The following is a 24,172-nucleotide window of genomic DNA, read 5'->3' on the forward strand; positions in this document are numbered from 1 at the left end:
AATGCCCCAATCCTGAACGTTTTTCAGCCAGTCACCGAAACGTCCCTTACCAATGCTCTCAGGAATCCAGTTGATAGTGTTATTGTTTGCGATAAGTCTGTCCTTGACATCTGTCATTTTGATGAACCAAGTATCTCTTGCATAGTAGATAAGAGGTGAGCCGCATCTCCAGCAGTGCGGATAATCATGCTCGAACTTAGGAGCGGCAAAAAGCTTGCCTGACTTGTCAAGGTCTTTGAGTACCTCAGGGTCAGCGTCCTTTACGAACATTCCGGCATATGGAGTTTCAGCAGTCATGTCGCCCTTGCCGTCAACGAACTGAACGAAAGGCAGATCATACTTCTTTCCGACCTTAGAGTCGTCCTCACCGAAAGCAGGCGCAATATGAACGATACCTGTACCGTCTGACATAGTTACATAGCTGTCACAGGTAACAAAGTGACCCTTTTTGCCCTGCTTCTTTGCACTTTCGCCTGCGCACTCATAAAGCGGCTCGTATTCAATATATTCAAGATCCTTGCCCTTGTAAGTTTCAAGTACCTTGTATGCAGGCTTGTCCTCGGTTGCAAGCTTGCCGAGAACAGTGTCAAGAAGCGCTTCGGCAAGAATATAAGTGTAGCCGTCAGCGGCTTCTACCTTGCAGTAAGTTTCATCTGGGTTTACGCAAAGGGCAACGTTTGAAGGGAGCGTCCAAGGAGTTGTCGTCCATGCAAGGAAGTATTCATCCTTGCCAACAAGCTTGAAACGAACGATAGCAGAACGCTCTTTAACTGTCTTGTAGCCCTGAGCAACTTCGTGAGAAGAAAGCGGTGTGCCGCAGCGTGGGCAGTAAGGAACTATCTTGAAGCCCTTGTAAAGCAAGCCCTTTTCATATATCTGCTTCAAAGCCCACCATTCAGACTCTATAAAGTTGTTGTCATAGGTAACATAAGGGTGTTCCATGTCAGCCCAGAAGCCAACAGTGCCTGAGAAGTCCTCCCACATACCCTTGTATTTCCATACAGACTCTTTACACTTCTTGATGAACGGCTCAAGACCATATTCCTCGATCTGCTCCTTGCCGTCAAGACCGAGCATCTTTTCAACCTCAAGCTCAACTGGCAGACCATGTGTGTCCCAGCCAGCCTTACGAGGTACCTGATAGCCTTTCATAGCACGGTATCTTGGTATCATATCCTTGATAGCACGAGTGAGAACGTGACCGATATGCGGCTTGCCGTTAGCCGTTGGAGGTCCGTCATAGAAAACATAGGACTCGCCCTTTTTACGGCTGTCAATACTTTTTTCAAAGATATTGTTATCGTCCCAGAACTTTTCCACTTCTTTTTCTCTCTGAACGAAGTTCAGATTGGTGTCAACCTTTTTGTACACGAAGATCAATCCTTTCTGATTTTGTAATAAACGATCAGTTACGCATAAAGATAAAATGCAATAAAAAAGGCTTCCGCCCTGAAACAGGACGAAAGCCGTAAAGCCATTCGCAAACCACCTTTTCAGCATACTGACATATGCGTTCCCTTTAACGCAGGAAAAGCGGCGAAGCTTACTTATCATACTGATTTTCAGCCTGCAACTCGGAAGTGATATTCAGCCTGAAGCTAATCATACCGCCCTCTCACTGTCGGCGGCTCGCTGAGATTTTCGCATAAAGCCTACTGTCTTCGTCAACGTTTTTTACATATGAAATCAGTATATCACCATGCTGATGTTTTGTCAATGGTTATTTTGTTAATTTTCATGTATCCGACTTTTTTATTTTTGATATAAAGTCATTGAGCCTGTGTCCACGTTGCTCCTCACGCTGTTTGTCACGATACTTTCTCAAATGCTCGCCAAGCCTTGCACCTGAGCCCATGGAAAGCATAAATCTGTATTTCTCTTTTCTCTCCTCTGAACTTTCCCTGATGTGCCGTTTGAACTCCTCGTATCTGATGACCATATCGTTCTCTTCTGCGAACGTTTTTATCTTCTCTGCCAGCTTCAGGGAATAGAATAGGTCGATAGCAAAAACACCATAGAAAAAACCAATAAAGAACGAGAACGCCAAATTATTCGCAAGCCAGTTGAGTGCGTCAAGAATGTATGGGTGTATAAAGAAATAATAGACCGCGCCCAGTGCTGCCCATATGAGCGAATACAACGGACATATTATGCCTTTATAGTTGAATTTGTTTCCAGTGTAGTCCCACAGCTTGACGTGCATTTTCACAATGAATATCTCGCCTGCAATAAGCTCTATCACTGTCATTGCAATAGCCATAAGCAAAAAAAGTATAAACTTCTGCAAAGCCGTGTTGTCAGTGTGTATAAATTTTTCAAGTCCTGCCAGCAGATAAAGGGTGCAAAGCCCGAAGCCGTATAAAGGCAGATAAGGACCAATAAGAAAGCCGGGGTTTATCCATTTTCTTGCTTTGTTGCTAGGCTCAAATCGTCTGAAAATAACTTCTATCCCCCAGCCTATCAGACACCCTGCAAAGAATAGGAATGCCAGAATAAGTATATTGCTCATATAAAATATCCTTTCAAGGTTTATAAAAGCATTGTACCATATTTGCCGTTATTTTTCAATACTTTCAGGCAAAAAAGTTTGACTTTAATCAAAAAACATCAGTCTGCCACCACCTGTAGGGGACGACGTCCTGCTCCTTTCGTTTATCATCTGTGCTATTTTCCGCTTCATTCCTCGCAAATAAAAAAGGCAGGAAACCGAAGCCTCCTGCCTTATATGATTTGAATAAGATGCTATTACATATAGCTCTTGAATTCGTTGTTTTCTTTTCTAATGCCTTCGATCTCAGCGTTTACCTGGCTGATCTGAATATCAACCTGCTCCTTCTCGGCGTTGAGTGCCTTAGCCTTTTCCTGAAGCTTAACGATCTCCTCGTAGATATCGCTTGCCTGCTTACCGAGATCCAAAGACTTTGCCTCAGTTTCAGCAATGCTTGCCTTAAGCTCGTCGATCTTCTTGTTGTTCAGCTCGATCTGCTCCTGCGCAAACATACGCATTTTTTCCATTGGACTCATACCCATATTCTCGCCCTCCTCATTATTATTTGTATTTTCAGCTTCCGCAGCTTTCTTTTCAGCTATCTCGTCTTCTATAGACGGCATAGTAGACTCAGGGGCAGGTGAAACCACCATTGTGTCATCAAGGCTTATAGGCTCGATGGACGGCATCTCGACCTCGTCCATTGTAGGAACTTCCTCAGCCACAGCAGCTTCAGCCTTTGCCTTTTCCTCTGCCTTAGCTTTTTCCTCAGCCTCTTTGAGAGCCTCAGGAGTAACAAGGTGAACGCTATTGTCCTCAGGAGGAACAGGAGCGGAAGCAGGTTCAGCCTTTGCAGGTGTTTCGATACCTGTTGCATACATATTGCTCTTTCTCTTTGCGATGCCGCTTGCAAGGCTTGCCGCCAGCGGATCAGTTATGTTCTGAACAGGCTCTTCCTTAGGCTCAGACGCAGGGTCGACCTTTGGACCCTTGTATGTATTCATTCTTTTGAAATGCTCGTCCATGCAGCCCTGAACAGCCTTGATATCCTCAGGATCTTTATTAAAGAATCCTGCTATATCGTTTACGCTTCTGCCTTTCTGAAGCATTGAGGCGATAGCCGCAACACTGTGATCAACAAATCCGTCATCGTCCATAGCCAGATTTACAGTTACCCTTGCAGGCTCAACATTCTCCTGCTTTTTGTTCTTCTTTCCGAAAAGCTCGCTTACAGACATATTGAAAACGCTCTTTTTTCCGTTGCCGTTTTCATCAGCACCCTCTCTTACAGGCTGTTCAAAGCTTGCATAGTCAGGGAAGTGCTTTTCAAGTATTCTCGGAACATTATCCTTAGGCATCTCCATTTCTTTTGCTATCTCAGGAATGGAGTAGCCCTCCTTATACAAACGAACGATCTTGTCGCTTATGCTTTCATTCTTCTTTGCCAAAGCAATCAATCCTTTCAATCAATTTCCCAATACCGTGACTATTTGTAAATAAATACATTTCCACAATAAACGTTTAAGTAATTATGAACTGTCACGGCGGCACTATATATATTATACAACACAAAGCAGGTTGTGTCAATATAAAATATGCAATTTTTCTTTAAAAAGAGCCAAAAAAATGAATATGGTTAAATGACTTATTATTTACATATAAATTAACAAATCACGTTCCACGAGAGCAGTTTTCAGGCAGTATAAACTCCCGACCATTTAGATCTATCAGCCCCTCACGGTGCATTTTTCCAAGCTCTGTTGACAGCGCACTGCGGTCAACGCAGAGAAAATCTGCAAGCTGTTGACGGTCGAAATTTGTCGTGACAATGTGCGATCCGCTTTTCTTTGCAAGCGAAGAAAGATAAGCCATAACACGCTCTCTGATAGTCCTTGGGGTTATCACTTGTATTTTTTCGTTGAGCCTGAGATTTTTCATAGCCGTTATCTTTAGAAGCCTAGCCGTCAGCGTTGAACTTTCCTTTATAATAGACTCAGGGGATAAAAACAGCACTGTGCATTGCTCCTTTGCACATACGCTCACCCCCAGCGGTTCACCTGTGCAGGCATAGACCTCTCCGAAAAGCTGTCCTGCCTCTAAAGGAGCGATTATGCTCCTGCCACCCCAAAGCTCGTCACGTTCGATAAGCGCCTTGCCCTCCAGAAGTATGCCGAAATAAGCGGTCTTGTCTCCTGCGTGAAAAATATAGCTTTCCTTGCGAAAGCTTTTTATGCCACTGCCGTCAGGTCTGAGAAACTGAGCTATCTCCTCGTCGCTCATGCCCTGGAAAAGGGGAGTGCCTTTTATTATCTTGATGTATTTATTATCCATTTTATCTTCCTCATTTTTACGAAATAATTTTATGCTTTTGTTGTAATTACAACAGACTTTGTGATAAGATTATATTATAATCATATCATGAAGTCAAGAGCTTTATGCCGAAACGAAAGATATCAATAAAAATACGGAGGTAACCATATGATAAGACGAGTAATACAAATAGACGAAGAAAAGTGCAACGGCTGTGGTGCTTGTGCTAAAGCCTGCCACGAAGGCGCAATAGGCATGGTGAACGGCAAAGCAAAGCTTATGCGTGACGATTATTGCGATGGTCTTGGAGATTGTCTTCCAGCCTGCCCAACGAACGCCATATCCTTTGTTGAGCGAGAAGCCGCCGCTTATGACGAAAAGGCAGTGGAAGAAAACAAAAAACGCCTTGGCAAGCCTGTTTTCCATGGCTGTCCAGGCTCAATGATGAAAACCTTTGCCAAAAAGCCAGCCCCGGTAGATACCCCGTCAGCAAAAACTCCGTCACAGCTTATGCAGTGGCCTGTGCAAATAAAGCTTGTACCTGTGAACGCACCATATTTTGACGGTGCAGACCTGCTTGTCGCTGCGGATTGCACAGCCTATGCCTGCGGCAGTTTCCATTCTGACTTTATGACAGGCAAAATAACCGTCATAGGCTGTCCGAAGCTTGACGCCACAGACTATTCCGAAAAGCTTGGCGAGATAGTGAAAAGAAACAATATCCGCAGCATAACAGTAGCCCGAATGGAAGTTCCATGCTGTGGCGGAATAGAACACGCAGTAAGAAAAGCAGTCACCGACAGCGGCAAAAATATCCCCGTGGCAGTAAGAATAATCACCACAGACGGCAATGTGATATAACACAAAAGGCAGGACAAAACGTCCTGCCTTTTTCATATCTGTAGGGGCGACCTCTGGCCGCCCGCATTTTTTTGTGTCTGATTTATCTGACTGAGCGAAATTTATTCACCCTTAGCCATGACCTCAGCCAACTCGCCCAAAGCCTTTTCTGAAGCCTCATTAAGCGTAGAGCGTATAGTCACAACAGGCTCAGCAATGGTAACATTCTTGAAGTTTTCCACATAGCCCTTCATAACTCTTGCCGCAGTAGGCGCCCATGAGCCGTTCTCCACAAGACCTATCTTTCTGTTCTGATAGTTCTTTGACTTAAGGTGCATAAGGAAATCCTCCATAACAGGGAATACACTGCCGTCATAACTGCTTGCCATAAGTACGATCCTGTCATATCTGAAAGCGTCCTCGATATTTTCTGCCATGTCGCTTCTTGAAAGATCGCTGATAACTACCTTCTCAGCACCCTTTTCTTTCAGCATCTCACCAAGCTTTTCAGCCGCCTTTGCAGTGTTTCCGTGTATTGAAGCATATGCAACGAATACGCCCTTGCTCTCAGGCTGATAGCTTGACCATGTGTTGTAAAGTCCAAGATAGTAACCAAGGTCTTCTTTGAGTATAGGACCATGTAAAGGAAGTATCATCTTTATGTCCAGTGCCGACGCCTTTTTCAGCAGTGCCTGCACCTGTGCACCGTATTTGCCCACAATGTTGAAATAGTATCTTCTCGCCTCGCAAGCCCAGTCCTCATCAACATCAAGTGCGCCGAACTTTCCAAATCCGTCAGCAGAGAACAAAAGCTTTTCGCTCTGCTCGTATGTCACCATTACCTCAGGCCAGTGTACCATAGGTGCCATTACGAACTGAAGCGTGTGGCTTCCAAGAGAAAGCGTGTCCCCCTCTTTTACCACAACAGACCTATCGTCAAGTCCGTCAATGGTGAAAAACTGTTTCATCATCGGGAAAGTCTTTGCGTTTCCCACTATCTTCATTTCAGGATATTTCTCCGCAAGCTTTTTGATGTTTCCTGCATGGTCAGGCTCCATGTGCTGAACAACAAGATAATCAGGCTTTCTGCCACCCAAAGCCTTTTCAAGATTGTCAAACCAAACGTCCGTTACCCTAGGGTCAGCAGTGTCCATTACCGCTATCTTCTCGTCAATGATAACATAAGAGTTGTACGAAACGCCGTTTGGCACAACATATTGGCTCTCAAAAAGGTCAATGTCATGATCGTCTGCACCAATATAAATAACTGAGTCTGAAATTTTTGTGTCTGCCATTTTTATTACCTCCGTTGTAATTCTTTCTAAATATACTATTTTAATATACTTTGATTTTATCACAAGCTCAGCATTTTGTCAATAACTGAAACAATGTTTATGAGAATTTTACCTCCTCAAAGAAAAGGTCTTTCCCCATGACCTCTTTCACAGGCATTTCCTCTTGATTGTAAGCAAGCAGAAGCTTCATATAAGCCGCCACCGCTGAGGTGGTGTATATTGGTATGCTGCCTGCCTTTATTATCTCCGCCACTGTGGAGTATATAGGCACTTTTCTTTTCAGACCGCAAATATACACCATAATGTTCTTTGTTATGCACCGCTTGATAAATTCTGTTAGTGCATAGCTTTTCCCCTCAGAAATATCCGTGCAGGCTGTCGCACTGTGATAAGGTGAGTAAAGCACCGCCGCCGTGTCCTCGTTTGGCACAAAGCACTCGAAGTCCATTGCAGGATAACCCTCTATAAAAAGAACACGCTTCCCAAATTTGACATCATTATGGAAAATCCGTTCCCTAGGGCGTGACAGCATATTCTCGCTCACTCCGCTGAAAACCGAAAAATCATTGAAGCCGTCATAACCATATACCCCGAACCTGTCCCGACAGGTGTCTGCAGGTATCACCCTAGTAGGAAGCATGACCCTCTCGTACAGCGTGAAAACGCCCTTGTATTTTCCCTCTTTTATAAGCCCCACCGCCGAGGTGAAGTTGAAAAGTCCGTTTGAACCTTTCTCGCCAATGGGTTTGTTGCTTGCGATAATAAAAAGGGGTATATCAAAATGCCTGAAATACATTCCAAGCAGAGCAGAAGTGTAAGCCAGCGTGTCGCTTCCGTGGGTGAGGATAACTCCCGAGTATAAAGCCGTGTCAATGCTGTTTATCTCGTGTATTATTTTCTCCCACCCCGAAAACCCCATGTTTTCGCTGAGTATATTAAGTACCTGTCGACATTCAAATTCCACATCATCGCCGTATGCACTCTTGTAAGCCTCCACAACAGCGTATTTTCCCTCACGCTCAACATCTATTATGCCGTCAGTAGTAATGCTCCCGATAGTTCCGCCTGTGAAAAGCACAAGTATCTTCTTCATATTTTTATCCCTGCCTTTACCAAAAATCAACCCTTGACATTTGTTATAAATATAATATCATTTCACGATTGATTTGTCAATAGTTGTACAAAATGCACAAAAGTGTGGATTATATTAATGAAAAATGAGTATTGAGAAATATGTTGGGATTTGATATAATAATAGTGTTGTATTTTGTACAGTTTAACTATAGTTTCGCAGATATCTCATAAAATATAAATAAGCTGAGAAATTTAAGGACTAGAAACGTCCTGCCACCCCTGTAGGGGCGAACAGTTTTTTTTCTCAGCAAATCATATTTCATCTGCGAACAACATTTTCTATTAGTATCAGAAAGGAAGATAATATTATGTGGGCATACGAAAGTGTATTTTATCAGATCTATCCTCTTGGATTCTGCGGTGCGCCATTTGAGAATGACGGCAAAGAGGAAAGCAGAATATTAAAGGTAATAGATTGGATACCTCATATCAAAAAGCTTGGTGCCAACGCTATCTATTTTTCACCAGTGTTCGATTCCGACACTCACGGCTATAATACCAGAGATTACCGCAAGATAGATTGCCGCCTTGGCACAAATGAGGACTTTGCAAAGGTCTGCAAAGAGCTTCACGAAAACGGCATAAAGGTAGTTTTGGACGGCGTTTTCAATCACGTCGGCAGAGGCTTCTGGGCTTTTCAGGACGTTCTGAAAAACCGTGAGAACTCACCATATAAAGATTGGTTCCATATCAATTTCGGTGGCAACAGCAACTATAATGACGGACTTTGGTATGAAGGCTGGGAGGGTCACTTCGACCTTGTTAAATTGAACCTCAACAATCCGCAGGTAGTGGATCATATCTTGGAATGCATAACAAATTGGGTCAAGGAGTTTGATATAGACGGACTCCGCCTTGACGTTGCATATTGCCTTGATAAGAACTTCTTGAAGCGCCTCAGACAGCATTGCGATTGGCTCAAGCAGGATTTCGTCCTTATCGGCGAGCTTCTACATGGTGATTACGCTCAGTGGGTAAATCCTGAAATGCTCCATTCCTGCACGAACTACGAGTGCTATAAGGGACTTTATTCAAGCTTCAACTGCATGAATATGTTTGAGATATGCCACTCTCTGAAAAATCAGTTCGGACCTGAGAACTGGTGCAGATACAGAGGAATGCACCTGCTGTGCTTTGTTGATAACCATGACGTATCAAGAATAGCGAGCCAGCTCACAAATGAGCGTCATTTGCCACTTATCTATGGAATGCTCTTTGGTATGCCTGGTATCCCATGCGTATATTACGGCTCAGAGTGGGGAACAAAGGCAAACAAGAGCGAGGGCGACCCTGCTCTCCGTGTAAGCTTTGAAAAGCCTGAGTGGAACGACCTTACAGAGCTTATCTCAAAAATGGCAGAGGCACACAAAAACAGCAAGGCTCTCTGCTATGGCTCTATCAAAATACCTGTTCTTACCAATAAGCAGTGTATAATCGAGCGTGAGTTCGAGGGTGAGCGTGTCCTTGTTGCAATAAACGCTGACGATCAGCCTTTCACAGCTCACTTTGACGCAGGCTGCGGTCAGGCAGAGGAGCTTCTAACAGGCACTATCCATGATTTTGGTGGCGGCAGCGAGCTTAAGCCATACTCTGTAGAGTTCTGGAAAATGGAAAGATAGACCCATATGAATATAGAAAAAGGACAGCATTTTTCCAAAGTGCTGTCCTTTTTTGTGTAGCAATAAAAATGTAGGGGCGAACATCATTCGCTTGTTTGGTTTACCTCAATTGTGTAGCGTACCAGTCATGTATCGTAGTGGCGACTGATGATATATGGCGAAATTACACAAGTTTTTTGCAATCTTACAAATGGTAACGTTCCGAAATCGGGACGTCGAGGGCGCCGTCCCCTACAATGCTTGAACTATCGTAGGGGCGACCTTTGGTCGCCCGCATATCTCCTATCACTTGCTTATTTTATATCATATGTTTCTGTATCCAGCCTACCTGACAATAACCATAACCGCCTGCGAAAAAGCCCCGTAAGAAGTCTTTCCGTTCACAGTTTTGTAAGCCCTTACTTTTACCATTCTAAGTGAGTAAGGCTCAAATCCTGATACGATAGCACTCTTTTGAGAGCCACCCACCTTTGCCGACTTCGCATAATCACTGCCATTTGAAGAGGAGTATATCTCATATCCGCTTGCACCCCCAACAGCTTTCCATGATACCTCAATGCTGCCGCTGCCTGCTGATTTAGCCGTGCATGAAGCCTTTGCAGGCTTTGTGACAGCCTCTACAGCCTTTGAGTAGCTAGCCGAGATGTATTCTTTTCCGCCAGATTTTTTCACAGCCTTTATCTTGTAGCTGTATCCCTTTGCACGAGCAAGTCCGCTGTCAGTGAAGCTCACAGCCTTTACAGTTTTAATCCTCTGCCATTTCTTGCTTGTGTTGTCATATCTGTATATAGCGTAGCTGTCAGCACCCGTAACCTTTTTCCAAGAAAGCTTAACGCTCTTTTCACCGGTGGAAGAAACTTTTAGATTCGTCACTGTGGCAGGACGAATGTTGAAGTTCACAGTTTTTGTGCCTTTGTATAAGCCTTTGCCTGTTATTTTTACGCTTGCCTGACCTATGGCTGTGTTCTTTGAGTAGCTCACAGTGTAGTCAGTGTTCTTTACAAGCTTTTTGCCACCATATGTCACTGCAGGCGCAGGAGAAACCGCCTTCCCTGTGTAGCTTTGCGTCTTTATAGCCGAAATACTGCTGTCACTGATTTTACCCTTTACAGTGACGGTACATTTAACATTTTTTCCTCCTGTTGTGTATGCCGTGATAGTTGCTCTGCCAACCCCTTTTGCAGTGACCTTTCCGTTTGACACAGAAGCAATTTTGCTGTTAGAAGACTTCCAGGAAACAAAGTCCGTCAGACCGCTTCCGCCACCCATTTTTGCAGAAATAACACTGCTTTTGCCCTTGTCAAGAGTCAGTGAAGCCTTATCCAATGTTACCGAAGCCGCAGGCTTTATGCTAGCCTTTATAGTTTTTGTTGAGCTGTTTCCGTATTTGTCATAAGCCGTTATCTTAACGGTAAATTCACCGCTTTTTACTGAATAGTCCTCAGCAGAAACATAAGCCGAAGCCTTGCCACCCGAAAGCTTTCCGCCTGCGTATTTCTTTGCACTTTCACCATTTTTTGTAGGGTAAGCAGGGAAGACCACCTTTGAAACTCCGCTCTTGTCGCTCACATTGCAAGAAACATCAAAGCCCTTTGCTGTGATGTTCTCCACCTTTGCCCCCGATATGGTCGGCGCAGTTGTGTCAACATAAGTCTTTATGACCTGCTCAGAGCTGTTCCCGGCCTCGTCAGTAGCCGTTATGGTTGTAATATAATATCCGTCCTTGCTCCCAAGGTCAGTTACCTTTACTGAGTGTGAAAGCGAGTTCACCGCCGATGTGTAAACACGGCTTATAGTCTTTGCCTTGTTACCCTCAAAATAAGTGGATACCTTTACCGAAGCCACAGCCCTGTTGTCAGAAATATCCGCTTTAACAGTGTAGCCTTTTCCAGTGATGTTCTCACAGCCTGCGTTTGCGATAACAGGTCTTGTTGTGTCGATGTCAAGGCTTTGCGCAACGCCGTTTATGTAAAGTCTGTAGAAATAGTGATTGTTAGTAAGTACCTTTCTGTTTTTCACAGTGTAAACAGTGTCGTTCCAAGTCCATTTGTAGTTCTGCTCGATAAGCGTGGCCGTCGTACCCTGACAGTCCTTTACAATGGCAACATGAGAGTAATCCTTGTCCTGCATTATGTCCCCTGCCTGCGGAGTTTTCACTTCACGAAGCTCCGCCCTTTTGCCATAGCAGTACACGCTAGGCTTGTCGTCCACCATGTTTATGTTGTATACTGTAACGCCGAACTTTTCTTCATAAAAACGTGAAACATATCCTGCACAGCAGTAATAACCGGTGTCGGAATAGCCGAGAACGTATTTAGCGTCAACGCCCTCAAAAGAGTCTATGACCTGATAATCATAGTCCACGGTGACGGTCTGTTCGCTGTAGCTCACCGCATTTGTCACCTGACAAAGCATTATCATCATAACAGCACAAAATACTGCGCCCATAGCCGAAAAAACTTTTTTCAGCCCCTTTTCCATTCCAAACGCCCCCTAACTGACAGAATTATCTTATACGTTTTCGTATATCAACTTCATAATATCATAAAGGTTACAATTTGACAACAGATTTTATCGCTTTTTGCCGAAATGACTAAAATATTTGTTTGTTTTCACAAGAAACACAAGTTCTATATTCAAATATATCCCCCCAATATAGACTGTTATATGCCATACGAACAAATGTCGGAGCAAAAATTACAATTTGTAACTTTTATACTGAACACGCTATCAAAAACGTTTAACTTAACATATATCCCCGCAAAAAATCTATAGGAGAGAACAGCATTTGCCCATCGAAGCTACTATTCCGCCTAGATATCCGTACCAATTGATCGCCACTACCCACTTCCAAAATCGTAAACGGAAATTGTTTTTTTCATTTGCACAAAAATTCACTCATACTGCACGAGAAGCTATTGAAAAGCCATCTGAAATAGATTATAATGTCTGTAAAATATAAACGGAGGTCACAATATGAAGTACATAAATCCAGTCATATCAGGCTTTTACCCTGACCCTAGCATTTGTAAGGCTGAGGGCAAATACTATCTTGTTTGCAGCTCTTTTCAGTTCTTCCCGGGCGTTCCCCTCTATGAAAGCGACGATCTTGTGAATTGGAAGCAGATAGGTCATGTTCTCACAAGAAAAAGTCAGCTCCCGTTGGAGGGGGCAGGCTCTTGTGGCGGTATCTATGCCCCAACTATAAGATACAATAATGGCAGATTTTACATGGTAACGACCAACGTCACGAATGGCGGAAATTTCTATGTCTACACTGACGATATCCATGGTGAATGGTCTGAGCCTGTTTATGTTCAGCAGGGCGGTATCGACCCGTCACTGTATTTTGAGGACGGCAAGGCTTACTTTATGTCCAACGGCGAGGACGATGAGGGCAATCATGGAGTTACGCAGTGCGAGATAGATATCGAAACTGGCAAAAAGCTCACCCCTAGCAAGACCATATGGACGGGCGCAGGGGGACGTTTCCTTGAAAGCCCGCACCTCTACAAAATAAAGGGCGAATACTATCTTATGGCGGCTGAGGGCGGTACGGAATACGGTCATATGATAGTCTACGCCAAAGGCAAGACCCCTTACGGCCCTTTTGAGAATTATCCTCACAACCCAGTTCTAACAAACAGAAATCTTGGTGGATACGAGATACAAGGGTGCGGTCATGGTGACCTTGTGGAGGACGAAAACGGCAACTTCTGGTGCGTCCACCTTGCGTTCAGAATGATAAATATGTGGGTGATGCACCACATTACAGGCAGAGAAGTCTATCTCGTACCAGTGACTTTCGACGAGAACGGCTGGTTCACAATGGGAGATAATGGCACAACTCGCAAGGAAGTTGAAACCGACAGACTCGGGGATATCAGGCAGGAGTTTTGGAAAGAATACACTTTCGAGAATACCAAAGTCGGACGTGAGTGGTGCTTTATGCAAAACCCCGATATGAACCTTTATAAGCTCGATAAAAAACGCTTTGAGCTTACGCCAAACGAGCATACGATCTTTGAGGCAGACGGCTCGCCTGCTTTTATCTGCATAAGACAGAAAGAAATGAATTTATACGTGGAGTGCAAAGTCGAGATAACAGAGGGCGAAGCAGGATTGGTGTTCTACATGACCCCAGATCAGCATTATGAGATAGCGTTAAGACGCACAGATAAAGGCGTCGAGCTATTCCGAAGACTTTGCATAGGCGATATTCGCCATGAGGATCATGTCATAGCATTGCCACAGGGAGAAAGCTCGGCTGTGCTTTGCTGTAATGCTTCCAACTTTACATACAATTTCTCGGCGAAAACGCTTTCGGGAGATATAGACTTGGGCGGAGCTCAAACGAAGTTTTTGTCTACTGAGCTTGCAGGTAATTTCACGGGAGTTGTTATTGGTCTTTACGCTCAGAAATATGAGGATAAAGGCAATAAAGCGGTGTTTACGGAATTCAGATGCGAAAATAAGGAAAAGTATGATAGCTAAAAGATAAAATACAAAAGGTCCATGGGCGTACCCATGGACCTTTTACTTTGTTATGCTTTTTCATCACAACCGCAGTTCACACCGTTCTTGACATCATCAAATGCCTTCAGCATTTCCTCGGACGGCTTCTTTGTGCAAAGGCTCACAATAATGATAAGTATAAGACTTACTGCAAATCCAACTACCAATGAGTAAAGCCCGGTCTTGTCACCTAAAGTCTGTCCGTTTATAAGCGGAATGTAGTCCCAGATTATTACCGATAACGCACCGCTGGCAACGCCTGCCGCCGCACCTGCGAGGTTTGTTCTCCTCCAATAAAGGGACATAAGTATTATCGGACCAAACGAAGCTCCAAGACCTGCCCATGCGTTTGAAACAAGACCCATTATACTGCTTTTAGGGTCAAGTGCTATTATGTATGCCACTACCGCTACAGCAAGAACTGTTATCCTGCTCACAAGCAGTACCTTCTTGCTCTCTGCCTTAGGTGCAATACATGAGTGGTAAATATCCTCCGATACCGATGAGGCAGTTACAAGCAGCTGCGAATCAGCTGTTGACATTATGGCAGCCAGTATTCCGCAAAGGAAAATTCCGCCGACGAATGGCAGACCGATATCAGAATTGAAAACTTTCTGTATCATCTCGATAAAAACGTTCTCCGACTTGCTGTTTTCAAGCACAGGTACAAGATAAGCCCTGCCCACGATAGCGATAAAGCAAGCGAAGCAAAGGGATATTGCACACCATACGCAGCCGATAACTCTTGACTTTTTTACCTCTTTTTCAGAGCTTATAGCCATAAATCTTACCAGAATGTGCGGCATACCGAAATAACCAAGTGCCCAGCCGAGCTTAGAGATTATGTCGATGGCTGAAAGGGTCTGACCCTTTTCATCATTGAATATGTTAAGATAGTGATGTGCCTCAACACCGCTTGCAGTGATGTTGTCCATAACGTTTCCTGCTCCAACAAGGAAAAATGCGATGATAGGTATAGTCACAACTCCTGCCAGCATGAGCAGACCCTGAACAAAGTCCGTTACACATACTGCCATAAATCCACCCATGAAAGTGTATCCCAAAATTACTACCGCACCGATAGTAAGACATATCTTGTAGTCGATACCGAATATAGAGTTGAAAAGCTTTCCACCTGCCGAAAGAGCAGACGCTGTGTAAACAAGGAAGAATATGACGATTGCCACCGACGATACCAAAAGCATTATCTTGTGCTTGTCCTCAAATCTGTTTTCAAGATACTTAGGAAGCGTCAAGGAGTTGTTCGCTCTTATAGTGTATCTTCTCAGTCTGCCCGAAACTATCGCCCAGTTAAGTATAGTGCCGATAAGCAGACCTACAGCTATCCATATCTGCCCCGTTCCGAATGCGTAAACAGCGCCAGGCAGTCCCATGAGCATCCAGCCTGACATATCAGAAGCCTGAGCAGAAAGTGCCGCTACCCAGCCGTTAAGTCCTCTGCCGCCAAGGAAAAAGTCCTCGGAGCTTTTTGTTTTCTTCATATATGCAGCACCTATGAGAAGCATTCCTGCCAAATAGAATGCAAATGCCACAAGCGTCCAGATCATATCTGATTTCATCTATTACCTCTTTCCCGAAGCGGATCTTATCCTGTCCGCCCCATATTTTATAAACGGCAATGCCGCACAAGAGAAACTCCCCCTGTGCGGTATCGCATAAAACGTCTGTATAAAACACATTGACAGCAAAAGCCAACGGGCGAACGAAAATTGTTGTTTGGCAAGGCTCACAACAGTTTTCGCCCATACATTAATTTGTAGGGGACGGCGCCCTCGACGTCCCGTCTGTTGCCACAAACGTCGTTTTTACGCACCTTTCAATGTTTTGCTACCAATTACTTCGCCTTAGTCTTTATCTCCTCATCAAGCTTAGCGATAAGCTCGTCAACAGGCATTGCAGGAAGTTCGCCCTCTTTTCTCGAACGAACAGTAACCGTGTTGCTGTTTACCTCGTTGTCGCCAATGATGAGCATATAAGGTATCCTCTCAAGTCTTGCAGCCTTGATTTTAGTACCAATATTCTCATCTCTGTTGTCAACAGTAACTCTCATGCCCATAGCAGTCATTCTGTCGGCTATCTTCTGAGCGTATTCAGCATGACCCTCCTTGATAGGAAGAAGTCTTACCTGCTCAGGAGCGAGCCACAGAGGAAGAACGCCGTTGAAATGCTCAAGCATATAAGCAAGTGTTCTTTCAAAGCAGCCAAGTGAAGTTCTGTGAATGATGTAAGGAAGCTTCTTCTGACCGTCCTTATCAACATAGTACATACCAAATCTTTCAGCCAAAAGCATATCTATCTGGATAGTAACAAGCGTGTCTTCCTTGCCGTAAACGTTCTTGTACTGAATGTCAAGCTTTGGACCATAGAACGCAGCTTCGTCGATACCGATATCGTAATCAACGCCAAGGTCGTCAAGAATAGTCTTCATTGCAGCCTGTGCGTGCTCCCACTGCTCAGCCGTACCTTCGTACTTGTTCTTAGGGTTAGCAGGATCCCATTGTGAAAATCTGAATGTGCAGTCATCAAGCAGACCAACAGTGTCAAGGAAATACTTGGCAAGCTCCAAACAGCCCTTGAACTCTTCCTCCAGCTGGTCAGGTCTGAGAATGTAGTGACCCTCAGAGATAGTGAACTGTCTTACTCTGATAAGACCGTGCATCTCACCGCTGTCCTCGTTTCTGAACAGCGTAGAAGTCTCTGTCAATCTCATTGGAAGCTCTCTGTATGAACGCTGTCTGTTAAGAAATACCTGATACTGGAATGGGCAAGTCATAGGACGAAGTGCGAAGCACTCTTTTTCCTCGTCATATGGGTCGCCAAGAATGAACATTCCGTCAAGATAGTGATCCCAGTGACCTGATATCTTATAAAGATCTCTCTTTGCGAAAAGCGGAGTCTTTGTAAGCAGACAGCCCTTTGCCTGCTCCACATCTTCTACCCAACGCTGAAGAAGCTGGATAACTCTTGCGCCCTTTGGAAGCATAACAGGAAGTCCCTGACCGATACAATCAACAGTTGTGAAATATTCAAGCTCTCTGCCTATCTTGTTGTGGTCACGAAGCTTAGCTTCCTCCTGCTGTTTAAGGAACTCATCGAGCATTGAAGCCTTAGGGAATGCAGTTCCGTAAATTCTTGAGAGCTGCTTGCCGTCCTCTGCCTTGCCCCAGTATGCACCTGTGCATGAAAGAAGCTTAACAGCCTTGATAGGTGCAACGCTCATTATGTGCGGACCTGCGCAAAGGTCAACGAAATCACCCTGCTTGTAGAATGAAAGCTTTTCGCCCTTATCGTCATGCTTGTGGATAAGCTCTACCTTGTAATCTTCGTGTCTTTCCTCCATGAGCTTTATAGCCTCGTCAGCAGAAAGCTCAAAACGCTCCAAAGCATAGCCCTCTTTTGCAAGCTTTTTCATTTCAGCCTGTATCTTTTCAAGGTCAGCAGGCGTAAAAGGCTTTTCTACCTCAAAATCATAGTAGAAGCCTGTGTCTGTAGCAGGGCCTCTTGCCAGCTTTGCCTCAGGATAAAGATTTTTTACAGCCTGCGCCATAAGGTGAGAAGCTGTGTGCCAGAAAGTTTCCTTACCAGCCTTTGAGTCAAAAGTCATGACTTCAAAATGGCAGTCATGGTCAACGACAGTTCTCATGTCGAAAACTTCGCCGTCCAGCTTTACGCAGCAGGCAGCCTTGTAAAGTCCCATGCCGATATCCTTGATTATCTCGCTTGCAGGCATTGCCTTTTCGATCTCACGGACAGAGCCGTCTTTTAATTTCAGCTTGATCATTTTTGATTCCTCCGATTTATATAATATTGTAATTCTTTATTATAACGTGCATAAACACGTTGTTTCTTTTTGTAATGCGTCACATATCACAAGTTTTTTGTGGGCGACCTCAGGTCACCCCTACAGGCATATTATTTGAAGTTCAGCAGTTCAGTATACTGCGAAACATACACATATATCCAGAAGCAAAGAAGCACTACGCTCAGCACCGTTGAAATGTCGCTCAAAATGTGCCTTGCCCTTTTTTTGATAGCCCATTGCCTGGAGCCGTCTTTTTTCACCCTGCAAACAAGCTGAGAGAAAAATGTATTGAACCAGTATGATACTATCCATATGGGCAGAAAGGTGAGAAACCCTTGCTTGTCGGATATAGTCCCGTTCCATGATAACCAGCAAACATATCCCGCTGCACCATAAGCGCAAAACCCAATGGTATAGCAAATGATCGCAAGGATACGCCTTGTTTTCATGGCCTTCCTGTCTTTCATAGTATCATCACCCTCTTACATAACAAAAAAGTCCCATAGGATACAAATATCCTATGGGACGATGATATCGTGGTTCCACCCAACTTCATGCGCAGTTTCCTGCACAACTCATTAGCCGCTCCTTTAACGCTGAGCCTGCGGCGTGTATTAAACGCACTCAGGGGCGGTATCCTCACTCTGCATAGTCCTGCACCGCTCACAGCTCGTATAAAAACGTGCGGCGCTCTCTGAAAAGACCTTTCGCCGAGGGGCTTCCCCGTCAAAGCTTTCAAGTATAACTGCAAAAGACTTTATCTTTTGCTTCGACTAACATTTTAACACCTCTTCACCCGCTTGTCAAGGGGTTTGTTAGAAAATATATAATTTTGTGGATTTAACTAAAAAAATTCTTGACAACAGAGAAGTTTTATTATACAATAATATTATGCATTATAATTTTTATATAACTGAAAGATGAAGTATAGTTTTTTGTATTATTCTGATGTTTTTTATAAAATAAATTTTGCAATTTTGTATCTTTACAATTTAATATCAGGTGGATATCTTTTTTCATGCGTTTTTTACGCACAAAATATGGATATCCATACTTTCTAAGAAGGAGGAAAGCTATACATGGAACCAGGTATTGCTATTCTACTATGTGTAGTTGCTCTTGTTCTTGGTGCCGGTGTGAGCGGATTTATCTGCTTCAAACAGGGTATAAGCTATCGCAAAAAGACAGCCGAAGCTGCTGTAGGCTCTGCGGAAAAGGAAGCGGAGCGTATCGTTGACGACGCAAAGAAAAACGCTGAAACTCTGAAAAAAGAGGCATTGATCGAGGCGAAAGACGAGATCCACAAGTCACGCCAGGAAACGGAAAAAGAGCTTAAAGAGAGAAGGATCGAAGTTTCCAGACAGGAAAGACGTGTTCAGCAGAAAGAGGAGTCTATCGACAGAAAGCTCGATAATTTGGAGAAAAAGGAAGAAACTCTCCAGAACAAGCTGAAAAATGCTGACGAAAAGGTAGCTGAGGCTGACAGGATCAAGAAGTCACAGCTCGATATGCTTGAAAAGATATCTCAGTTCACTGTTGATCAGGCTAAGGATTATCTGCTTTCAAAGCTGGATGAGGATCTGGTGCATGAAAAGGCTGTGAGGGTCACAAACTTTGAAAATCAGGTGAAGGATGACTGTGAGGCTAAGGCCAGACAGTATATCTCGCTTGCTATCTCACGGTGTGCTGCCGATCAGGTGTCTGAATCAGCAGTGTCAGTCGTTGCATTGCCTAATGATGAGATGAAGGGCAGGATAATCGGACGTGAGGGAAGAAATATCAGAACTATCGAAACTCTCACAGGCGTTGATCTTATCATTGACGATACTCCTGAGGCTATCACCATCTCGTGCTTTGATCAGGTGAGAAGAGAGGTCGCAAGGATCGCACTTGAAAAGCTTATCCAGGACGGACGTATACACCCTACACGCATTGAGGAAATGGTAGAAAAGGCTAAGCGTGAAGTCGAGCTGAAGATCAAGCAGGAGGGCGAGAGAGCTATTCTTGAAACCAATGTTCACGGCGTGAACCACGAGCTTGTTAAGCTTCTTGGACGTCTGCGCTATAGAACGAGCTATAGACAGAACGTGCTCAACCACTCTATTGAAGTCGCTCACCTTGCAGGAATGATGGCGTCAGAGCTTGGCGTTGACGCAAATCTGGCAAGAAGAGCAGGACTGCTCCACGATATAGGAAAGGCTCTCAGCTATGAGATAGAAGGCTCGCACGTTCAGATAGGTGTTGACGTATGTAAGAAGTACAAGGAAAGCCCTGAAGTTATTCATGCTATCGAGGCTCACCATGGCGACGTTGAAACAAGAACTGTTGTTGCGGCACTTGTTCAGGCGGCAGACGCAATAAGCGCCGCTAGACCGGGAGCAAGAAGCGAGAACTATGAGAACTATATCAAGAGGCTCCAGAAGCTTGAGGAGATCTGCACGTCCTACGAGGGCGTTGAGAAATCCTTTGCTATACAGGCAGGCCGTGAGGTTCGTATCATGGTACAGCCTGAGAAGATCAACGATGAAAAAATGGTGCTCGTTGCTCGTGAGATCGCTAAGAGAATCGAAACTGAAATGGATTATCCGGGACAGATCAAGGTCAATCTTATCCGTGAGAGCAGAGCTATCGAATACGCAAAGTAAATTGTGTAAACAGCGGGCAGACTTTAGGGTTTGCCTGCTTTTTTATTTCCCACTCTGTTTTTAATGAGGAATGAGGAATTAAGGTATCGCCTGCGGCGATTGATTTTTAATTTTCAATCATAAAATAATAAAATATCTATGCTTTTTGGGGGATTTTTTATGTCAAAAGCAAAAGAGAAAAAAGAGGTCACTACCAATCAAGGTAAAAAGCACCTTTTCGGCAGTTCGGAAAAGTCGGATTTTATCCTGAATATGTCTGCCGAGTCTGCACAAAAGCTGTGCGGAGTTTACAGCATTATTGCTGTGCTTGTTCTGTGCGTTATCACAATTCCGTATTATTTCACACAGAATATCAAATATGGTATGGATGAAAGCGTCAACCGTACTCTTTATCTGAACGAAAAATTTATATTCTTTATATCTGCCGCTGTGCTTGCGGTCGGCTTTGTGGGATTTATCATTTTCCTTATTGCCAACATGAAAAAGCAGGTGGAGCTTAAAGACAACAAGAGCCTTATCGTACCACTTGCGGTGGTGCTTCTGTCGGTGATATCTTGCTTGCTTTCAGCGGATATCTTCACATCTTTCTACGGCTATCTCGACCGCTCCGAGGGTATGCTCACCATACTTGGCTATTGGGGACTTTTTGCCGCAGGAATGACAGTTACGGCTGACGACCGCAGGATAAAGCTTTCAGACTTTATCGTAGGAATAGGCGCATTTGAAGCTATCGTGGGAATTTTGCAGGCTATACCTGCTACCGCAAAAATAGTTCCAAACTATTTCAAAGAGATATTCTCGGGCTTCTCATCAGGCGGTATGACCTATACAAAGGAATATATCGCAACAGGCTTTTTGTGTACGCCTTTTGCATTGGCGGCAGTGCTTACAGTGATATCTGCCTTTGCGCTTAATGGTATGCTCTATGATGATAAAAAGGCAAGAAAGATATTCTATGCTATCTCCCTTGCCCTTATGACAGCGGCTGATATCCTCGCCTGTGTTGTCCCTGCTATCTTGGGACTTGGTGCGGTTTATGTTATATCTCTTATTATTGCCGCTGTAAAGTCGGGCTTTGCAAAGGATAAGAAGCCTTTTATAGCCTGCCTTGTGGCTTTTATAGTCGCAGGAGGGATCTTTGCTGGACTTTTCGCCTCAAACGAGTTCAGATTTATGGACGAGAAAATAATCTTCCATGACAGCTTTGACAGACTTTCTATCACAGGCACAGGCAGAGGCGATGATACCGAACAGTGGATATATCCTTATCTGTGGGACGACGGAATGTATACTGCCGAGCAAAACCTTATCTGGGGAACCGGTCCAGACAACTGGGGAACGATATTCGAGTCAGGTGCTATAATAGACCGCTCTTATAATGAGTATATCGACCTTTTGCAGTCAAGAGGACTCATCATTTTCGCACTTACAATAGTATTCCTTATTATGACTATAGTAAAAATGTGCAAGCTCGTAGCAGGCTTTATGAAAGACAAAAACGGCTGGACAGGCTGTGCAGTATCAGCGGCAGTTCTTTGCTATCTGATACAGGCGTTTTTCAACATAAGTTCTGTTACCTCATCACCATACTTCTGGATCGCGGCTGGACTTGTGTGGAGTTTCACAGCGGTAAAATCCAGTGCAAAGAAAAAGAGCTAACAAACCTATCTGTAGGGGCGGCCTTGGGTCGCCCGCTCTTTCATCAATACATTGATAAAAAATTCGGACGCAGTAAAATGAGTCCGATTTTTTTATGCCTTTTTGCAGACAATGATATAAACATATTAGCTTTTACATATATTGAAATATGGCTATAGACCTGTGCCGAATTTTTTCGCCCATAAATAACGAGCGGATTTGAACGAACGAGAATAGGTGAGATTGCAAGAGATGCAGCGAGCTAAATCAAAAAATCTGTTCACTGCTGACTTCCGCTGACTTCCCCGAACTTTGTCGGACTTTGCTAATTTGTAAGGCTTATGATATAATCATATTAAACCAAAGAACAGAAAGCCTTTGGTTAGACGGCAAGTCGAAAGACTTTGTTTTATATGAAAGGAAAAAATCATGAGCAAAGAAAAGGTCATTGACATTTCAACAAGAAAAACAGGAAAGATCGTTGGCATTTGTGCGGCGGCAGTTGCGGCTATAATAGTGGTCGTATCCTCTGTATCCATAGTTCCGGCAGGCTGTACGGGCGTTGTGACGACCTTCGGCAAGGTGTCAGACACTGCACTCAACGAAGGATTGCATCTGAAAGTGCCTTTTGCACAGCGTGTAACAACAGTGTCAAACAAGATACAAGTTTATCAGGCTGACGCTGACGCAGTTTCAAAGGACTTGCAGACTGTGAACTCTACCATAGCGGTGAACTTCCGAATAAAGTCGGCTTCTTCTGCAAGCATTTTCAAGAATATCGGCTCAGATTACGAGAACGTTATCCTTATGCCAACAGTGCAGGAATGTATGAAGTCGGTATGTGCAAAATATACGGCTGAACAGCTTATCACTGACAGAGCGCAGGTGGGCGAGGAAATAAAGGCACAGCTCGTTTCAAAGGTGGATGAATACGGTATCGAGATAGAGAAATTCAATATTGTGAATTTTGATTTCTCATCTGAATTTAATGAAGCCATAGAGGCAAAGCAGGTAGCAGAGCAGAATCTTTTGAAAACAAAGACCGAGCAGGAGCAGGCTATAGTTGTAGCTGAGGCGGAGGCTAAGAAAAAGGTTATTGCCGCAGACGCTGAGGCAACTTCCATAAAGACCAAGGCTGAAGCTCAGGCAGAAGCCAACAAGACTATCTCTGAATCTCTTTCAAACGAGCTTATAAAGTATCAGACCATCGATAAGTGGGACGGCGTTCTGCCTAAGGTGGCCAATGACGCAAACCCTCTGATATCTTTTGACCTTGACGAGCAGAAAACCGCTAAATAACGCTGATTCCTGACAGAACGGCTGTCAATCGTTAAAAACACCAATGAAAGGTATAAAAATATGTTTAAATGGGCAAAAAAGAAATTTTTTTTGAACGTTGTATGACATATGTAGGTTTGTCAATCATATTGGACACTATTATTAAGAAATTCGATAGGCGAAAACCATTTGAGGGGACGCATAGGACGGTTGTTTGTTCGACTTAAACGTGCAGCTAGCTGCACGTTTAAGTCGTCGCAGGAATAAAACCTATGGCACGAATAGAATTTGTTGTGATCTTCTCGGTGACTGCGCTCTACTTTGCCATTGTGCCTGGGCGTATATGGACGAATGAGTTTGTGTTCAATGCCAAGTTGTGAGAGCGTATTCTCAAACAGCGTTTTCTTGTCTCTTTTGCTTGGCGAAAAGCGGTTAGTAAATTCAAATCCATTGTCGGTCTGAATACATTTCACTGTTATTCCTCTGCGTTTGTACCATTTCACCAGCCTTTTTACAAAGTCTGCTGAAGAACAGGTGCTTTGCTCCTCATATCCGTATAAAAATCTTATCCTGGTATACTCATCGAT

17 protein-coding genes are annotated in these 24,172 nt (G+C 44.0%); 6 read left to right on the forward strand and 11 right to left on the reverse strand.

Annotation, left to right across the window (positions count from 1 at the left end; genetic code table 11):
- The 4 genes from WS40_RS07935 to WS40_RS07950 all read right to left on the reverse strand — a co-directional run.
- Positions 1-1,371: class I tRNA ligase family protein (locus WS40_RS07935; protein ID WP_046441605.1), on the reverse strand; the 1,371-nt coding region annotated here is incomplete at its 3' end.
- Between the two features lie 364 nt (positions 1,372-1,735).
- The gene (locus WS40_RS07940; protein ID WP_046441606.1) at positions 1,736-2,509 is read right to left on the reverse strand and encodes a putative ABC transporter permease; all 774 of its coding nucleotides are present in this window, start codon (positions 2,507-2,509) and stop codon (positions 1,736-1,738) included.
- Positions 2,510-2,745: 236 nt separating this feature from the next.
- On the reverse strand, positions 2,746-3,936 hold the full coding sequence (locus WS40_RS07945; protein ID WP_046441607.1) for a coiled-coil domain-containing protein: 1,191 nt from the start codon (positions 3,934-3,936) through the stop codon (positions 2,746-2,748).
- 223 nt (positions 3,937-4,159) lie between these two features.
- Complete coding sequence (locus tag WS40_RS07950; RefSeq protein ID WP_046441608.1) at positions 4,160-4,819, reverse strand: cyclic nucleotide-binding domain-containing protein; 660 nt, start codon at positions 4,817-4,819, stop codon at positions 4,160-4,162.
- Between the two features lie 147 nt (positions 4,820-4,966).
- On the opposite strand from WS40_RS07950, the gene WS40_RS07955 reads away from it, so the two are divergent.
- The gene (locus WS40_RS07955; protein ID WP_022286663.1) at positions 4,967-5,659 is read left to right on the forward strand and encodes an ATP-binding protein; all 693 of its coding nucleotides are present in this window, start codon (positions 4,967-4,969) and stop codon (positions 5,657-5,659) included.
- A 101-nt stretch (positions 5,660-5,760) separates the two neighbouring features.
- Here WS40_RS07955 and WS40_RS07960 read toward each other — a convergent pair whose 3' ends face one another.
- Positions 5,761-6,933, reverse strand: a complete 1,173-nt coding sequence (locus tag WS40_RS07960) for an FprA family A-type flavoprotein (RefSeq protein ID WP_046441609.1) — start codon at positions 6,931-6,933, stop codon at positions 5,761-5,763.
- 97 nt (positions 6,934-7,030) lie between these two features.
- Positions 7,031-8,026 (reverse strand): asparaginase domain-containing protein, encoded by a 996-nt coding sequence (locus WS40_RS07965; RefSeq protein WP_046441610.1) that lies wholly within the window; start codon positions 8,024-8,026, stop codon positions 7,031-7,033.
- Between the two features lie 349 nt (positions 8,027-8,375).
- On the opposite strand from WS40_RS07965, the gene WS40_RS07970 reads away from it, so the two are divergent.
- Positions 8,376-9,686, forward strand: coding sequence for an alpha-amylase family glycosyl hydrolase (locus WS40_RS07970; RefSeq protein WP_022286667.1), 1,311 nt, complete (start codon positions 8,376-8,378; stop codon positions 9,684-9,686).
- A gap of 324 nt (positions 9,687-10,010) precedes the next feature.
- Here WS40_RS07970 and WS40_RS07975 read toward each other — a convergent pair whose 3' ends face one another.
- Positions 10,011-12,167, reverse strand: a complete 2,157-nt coding sequence (locus tag WS40_RS07975) for an Ig-like domain-containing protein (protein ID WP_046441611.1) — start codon at positions 12,165-12,167, stop codon at positions 10,011-10,013.
- 495 nt (positions 12,168-12,662) lie between these two features.
- Here WS40_RS07975 and WS40_RS07980 point away from each other — a divergent pair, with 495 nt between their 5' ends.
- A complete protein-coding gene (locus tag WS40_RS07980) occupies positions 12,663-14,180 on the forward strand; it encodes a glycoside hydrolase family 43 protein (RefSeq protein WP_046441612.1) in 1,518 nt (505 codons plus the stop codon).
- A 50-nt stretch (positions 14,181-14,230) separates the two neighbouring features.
- On the opposite strand, the gene putP is transcribed toward WS40_RS07980, so the two are convergent.
- From putP to WS40_RS07995, 3 genes are all read right to left on the reverse strand, one after another.
- Positions 14,231-15,781 (reverse strand): sodium/proline symporter PutP, encoded by a 1,551-nt coding sequence (putP, locus tag WS40_RS07985; RefSeq protein ID WP_046441613.1) that lies wholly within the window; start codon positions 15,779-15,781, stop codon positions 14,231-14,233.
- A gap of 275 nt (positions 15,782-16,056) precedes the next feature.
- A complete protein-coding gene (gene thrS / locus WS40_RS07990; RefSeq protein WP_046441614.1) occupies positions 16,057-18,003 on the reverse strand; it encodes a threonine--tRNA ligase in 1,947 nt (648 codons plus the stop codon).
- 131 nt (positions 18,004-18,134) lie between these two features.
- The gene (locus tag WS40_RS07995) at positions 18,135-18,491 is read right to left on the reverse strand and encodes a hypothetical protein (protein WP_270762399.1); all 357 of its coding nucleotides are present in this window, start codon (positions 18,489-18,491) and stop codon (positions 18,135-18,137) included.
- 612 nt (positions 18,492-19,103) lie between these two features.
- Between WS40_RS07995 and rny the strand changes: the two genes are divergently transcribed.
- The 3 genes from rny to WS40_RS08010 all read left to right on the forward strand — a co-directional run bounded on the left by rny (position 19,104) and on the right by WS40_RS08010 (position 23,606).
- On the forward strand, positions 19,104-20,669 hold the full coding sequence (rny, locus tag WS40_RS08000; RefSeq protein ID WP_038670686.1) for a ribonuclease Y: 1,566 nt from the start codon (positions 19,104-19,106) through the stop codon (positions 20,667-20,669).
- A gap of 159 nt (positions 20,670-20,828) precedes the next feature.
- Positions 20,829-22,328, forward strand: coding sequence for an O-antigen ligase family protein (locus WS40_RS08005; protein ID WP_046441615.1), 1,500 nt, complete (start codon positions 20,829-20,831; stop codon positions 22,326-22,328).
- A gap of 408 nt (positions 22,329-22,736) precedes the next feature.
- Positions 22,737-23,606: a prohibitin family protein gene (locus WS40_RS08010; protein WP_325208489.1), complete on the forward strand. Its 870-nt coding sequence runs from the start codon at positions 22,737-22,739 to the stop codon at positions 23,604-23,606.
- A 119-nt stretch (positions 23,607-23,725) separates the two neighbouring features.
- Here WS40_RS08010 and WS40_RS11550 read toward each other — a convergent pair.
- The coding region (locus WS40_RS11550; RefSeq protein ID WP_325208374.1) for an integrase core domain-containing protein at positions 23,726-24,172 on the reverse strand (447 nt) is incomplete at its 5' end.

It is taken from the genome of Ruminococcus sp. N15.MGS-57 (genome assembly GCF_000980385.1).
Classification (GTDB): Bacteria; Bacillota; Clostridia; order Oscillospirales; family Ruminococcaceae; genus Hominimerdicola; species Hominimerdicola aceti.

What these genes read in the sequence shown, in the direction of transcription:
- WS40_RS07970 (WP_022286667.1), top strand. Translation starts at nt 8,376, where the DNA reads ATGTGGGCATACGAAAGTGTATTTTATCAGATCTATCCTCTTGGATTC.
- WS40_RS07950 (WP_046441608.1), bottom strand. Translation starts at nt 4,819, where the DNA reads ATGGATAATAAATACATCAAGATAATAAAAGGCACTCCCCTTTTCCAG.
- WS40_RS07940 (WP_046441606.1), bottom strand. Translation starts at nt 2,509, where the DNA reads ATGAGCAATATACTTATTCTGGCATTCCTATTCTTTGCAGGGTGTCTG.
- WS40_RS07995 (WP_270762399.1), bottom strand. Translation starts at nt 18,491, where the DNA reads ATGAAAGACAGGAAGGCCATGAAAACAAGGCGTATCCTTGCGATCATT.
- WS40_RS07960 (WP_046441609.1), bottom strand. Translation starts at nt 6,933, where the DNA reads ATGGCAGACACAAAAATTTCAGACTCAGTTATTTATATTGGTGCAGAC.
- thrS (WP_046441614.1), bottom strand. Translation starts at nt 18,003, where the DNA reads ATGATCAAGCTGAAATTAAAAGACGGCTCTGTCCGTGAGATCGAAAAG.
- putP (WP_046441613.1), bottom strand. Translation starts at nt 15,781, where the DNA reads ATGAAATCAGATATGATCTGGACGCTTGTGGCATTTGCATTCTATTTG.
- WS40_RS08010 (WP_325208489.1), top strand. Translation starts at nt 22,737, where the DNA reads ATGAGCAAAGAAAAGGTCATTGACATTTCAACAAGAAAAACAGGAAAG.
- WS40_RS07980 (WP_046441612.1), top strand. Translation starts at nt 12,663, where the DNA reads ATGAAGTACATAAATCCAGTCATATCAGGCTTTTACCCTGACCCTAGC.
- WS40_RS07965 (WP_046441610.1), bottom strand. Translation starts at nt 8,026, where the DNA reads ATGAAGAAGATACTTGTGCTTTTCACAGGCGGAACTATCGGGAGCATT.
- WS40_RS07975 (WP_046441611.1), bottom strand. Translation starts at nt 12,167, where the DNA reads ATGGAAAAGGGGCTGAAAAAAGTTTTTTCGGCTATGGGCGCAGTATTT.
- rny (WP_038670686.1), top strand. Translation starts at nt 19,104, where the DNA reads ATGGAACCAGGTATTGCTATTCTACTATGTGTAGTTGCTCTTGTTCTT.
- WS40_RS07955 (WP_022286663.1), top strand. Translation starts at nt 4,967, where the DNA reads ATGATAAGACGAGTAATACAAATAGACGAAGAAAAGTGCAACGGCTGT.
- WS40_RS08005 (WP_046441615.1), top strand. Translation starts at nt 20,829, where the DNA reads ATGTCAAAAGCAAAAGAGAAAAAAGAGGTCACTACCAATCAAGGTAAA.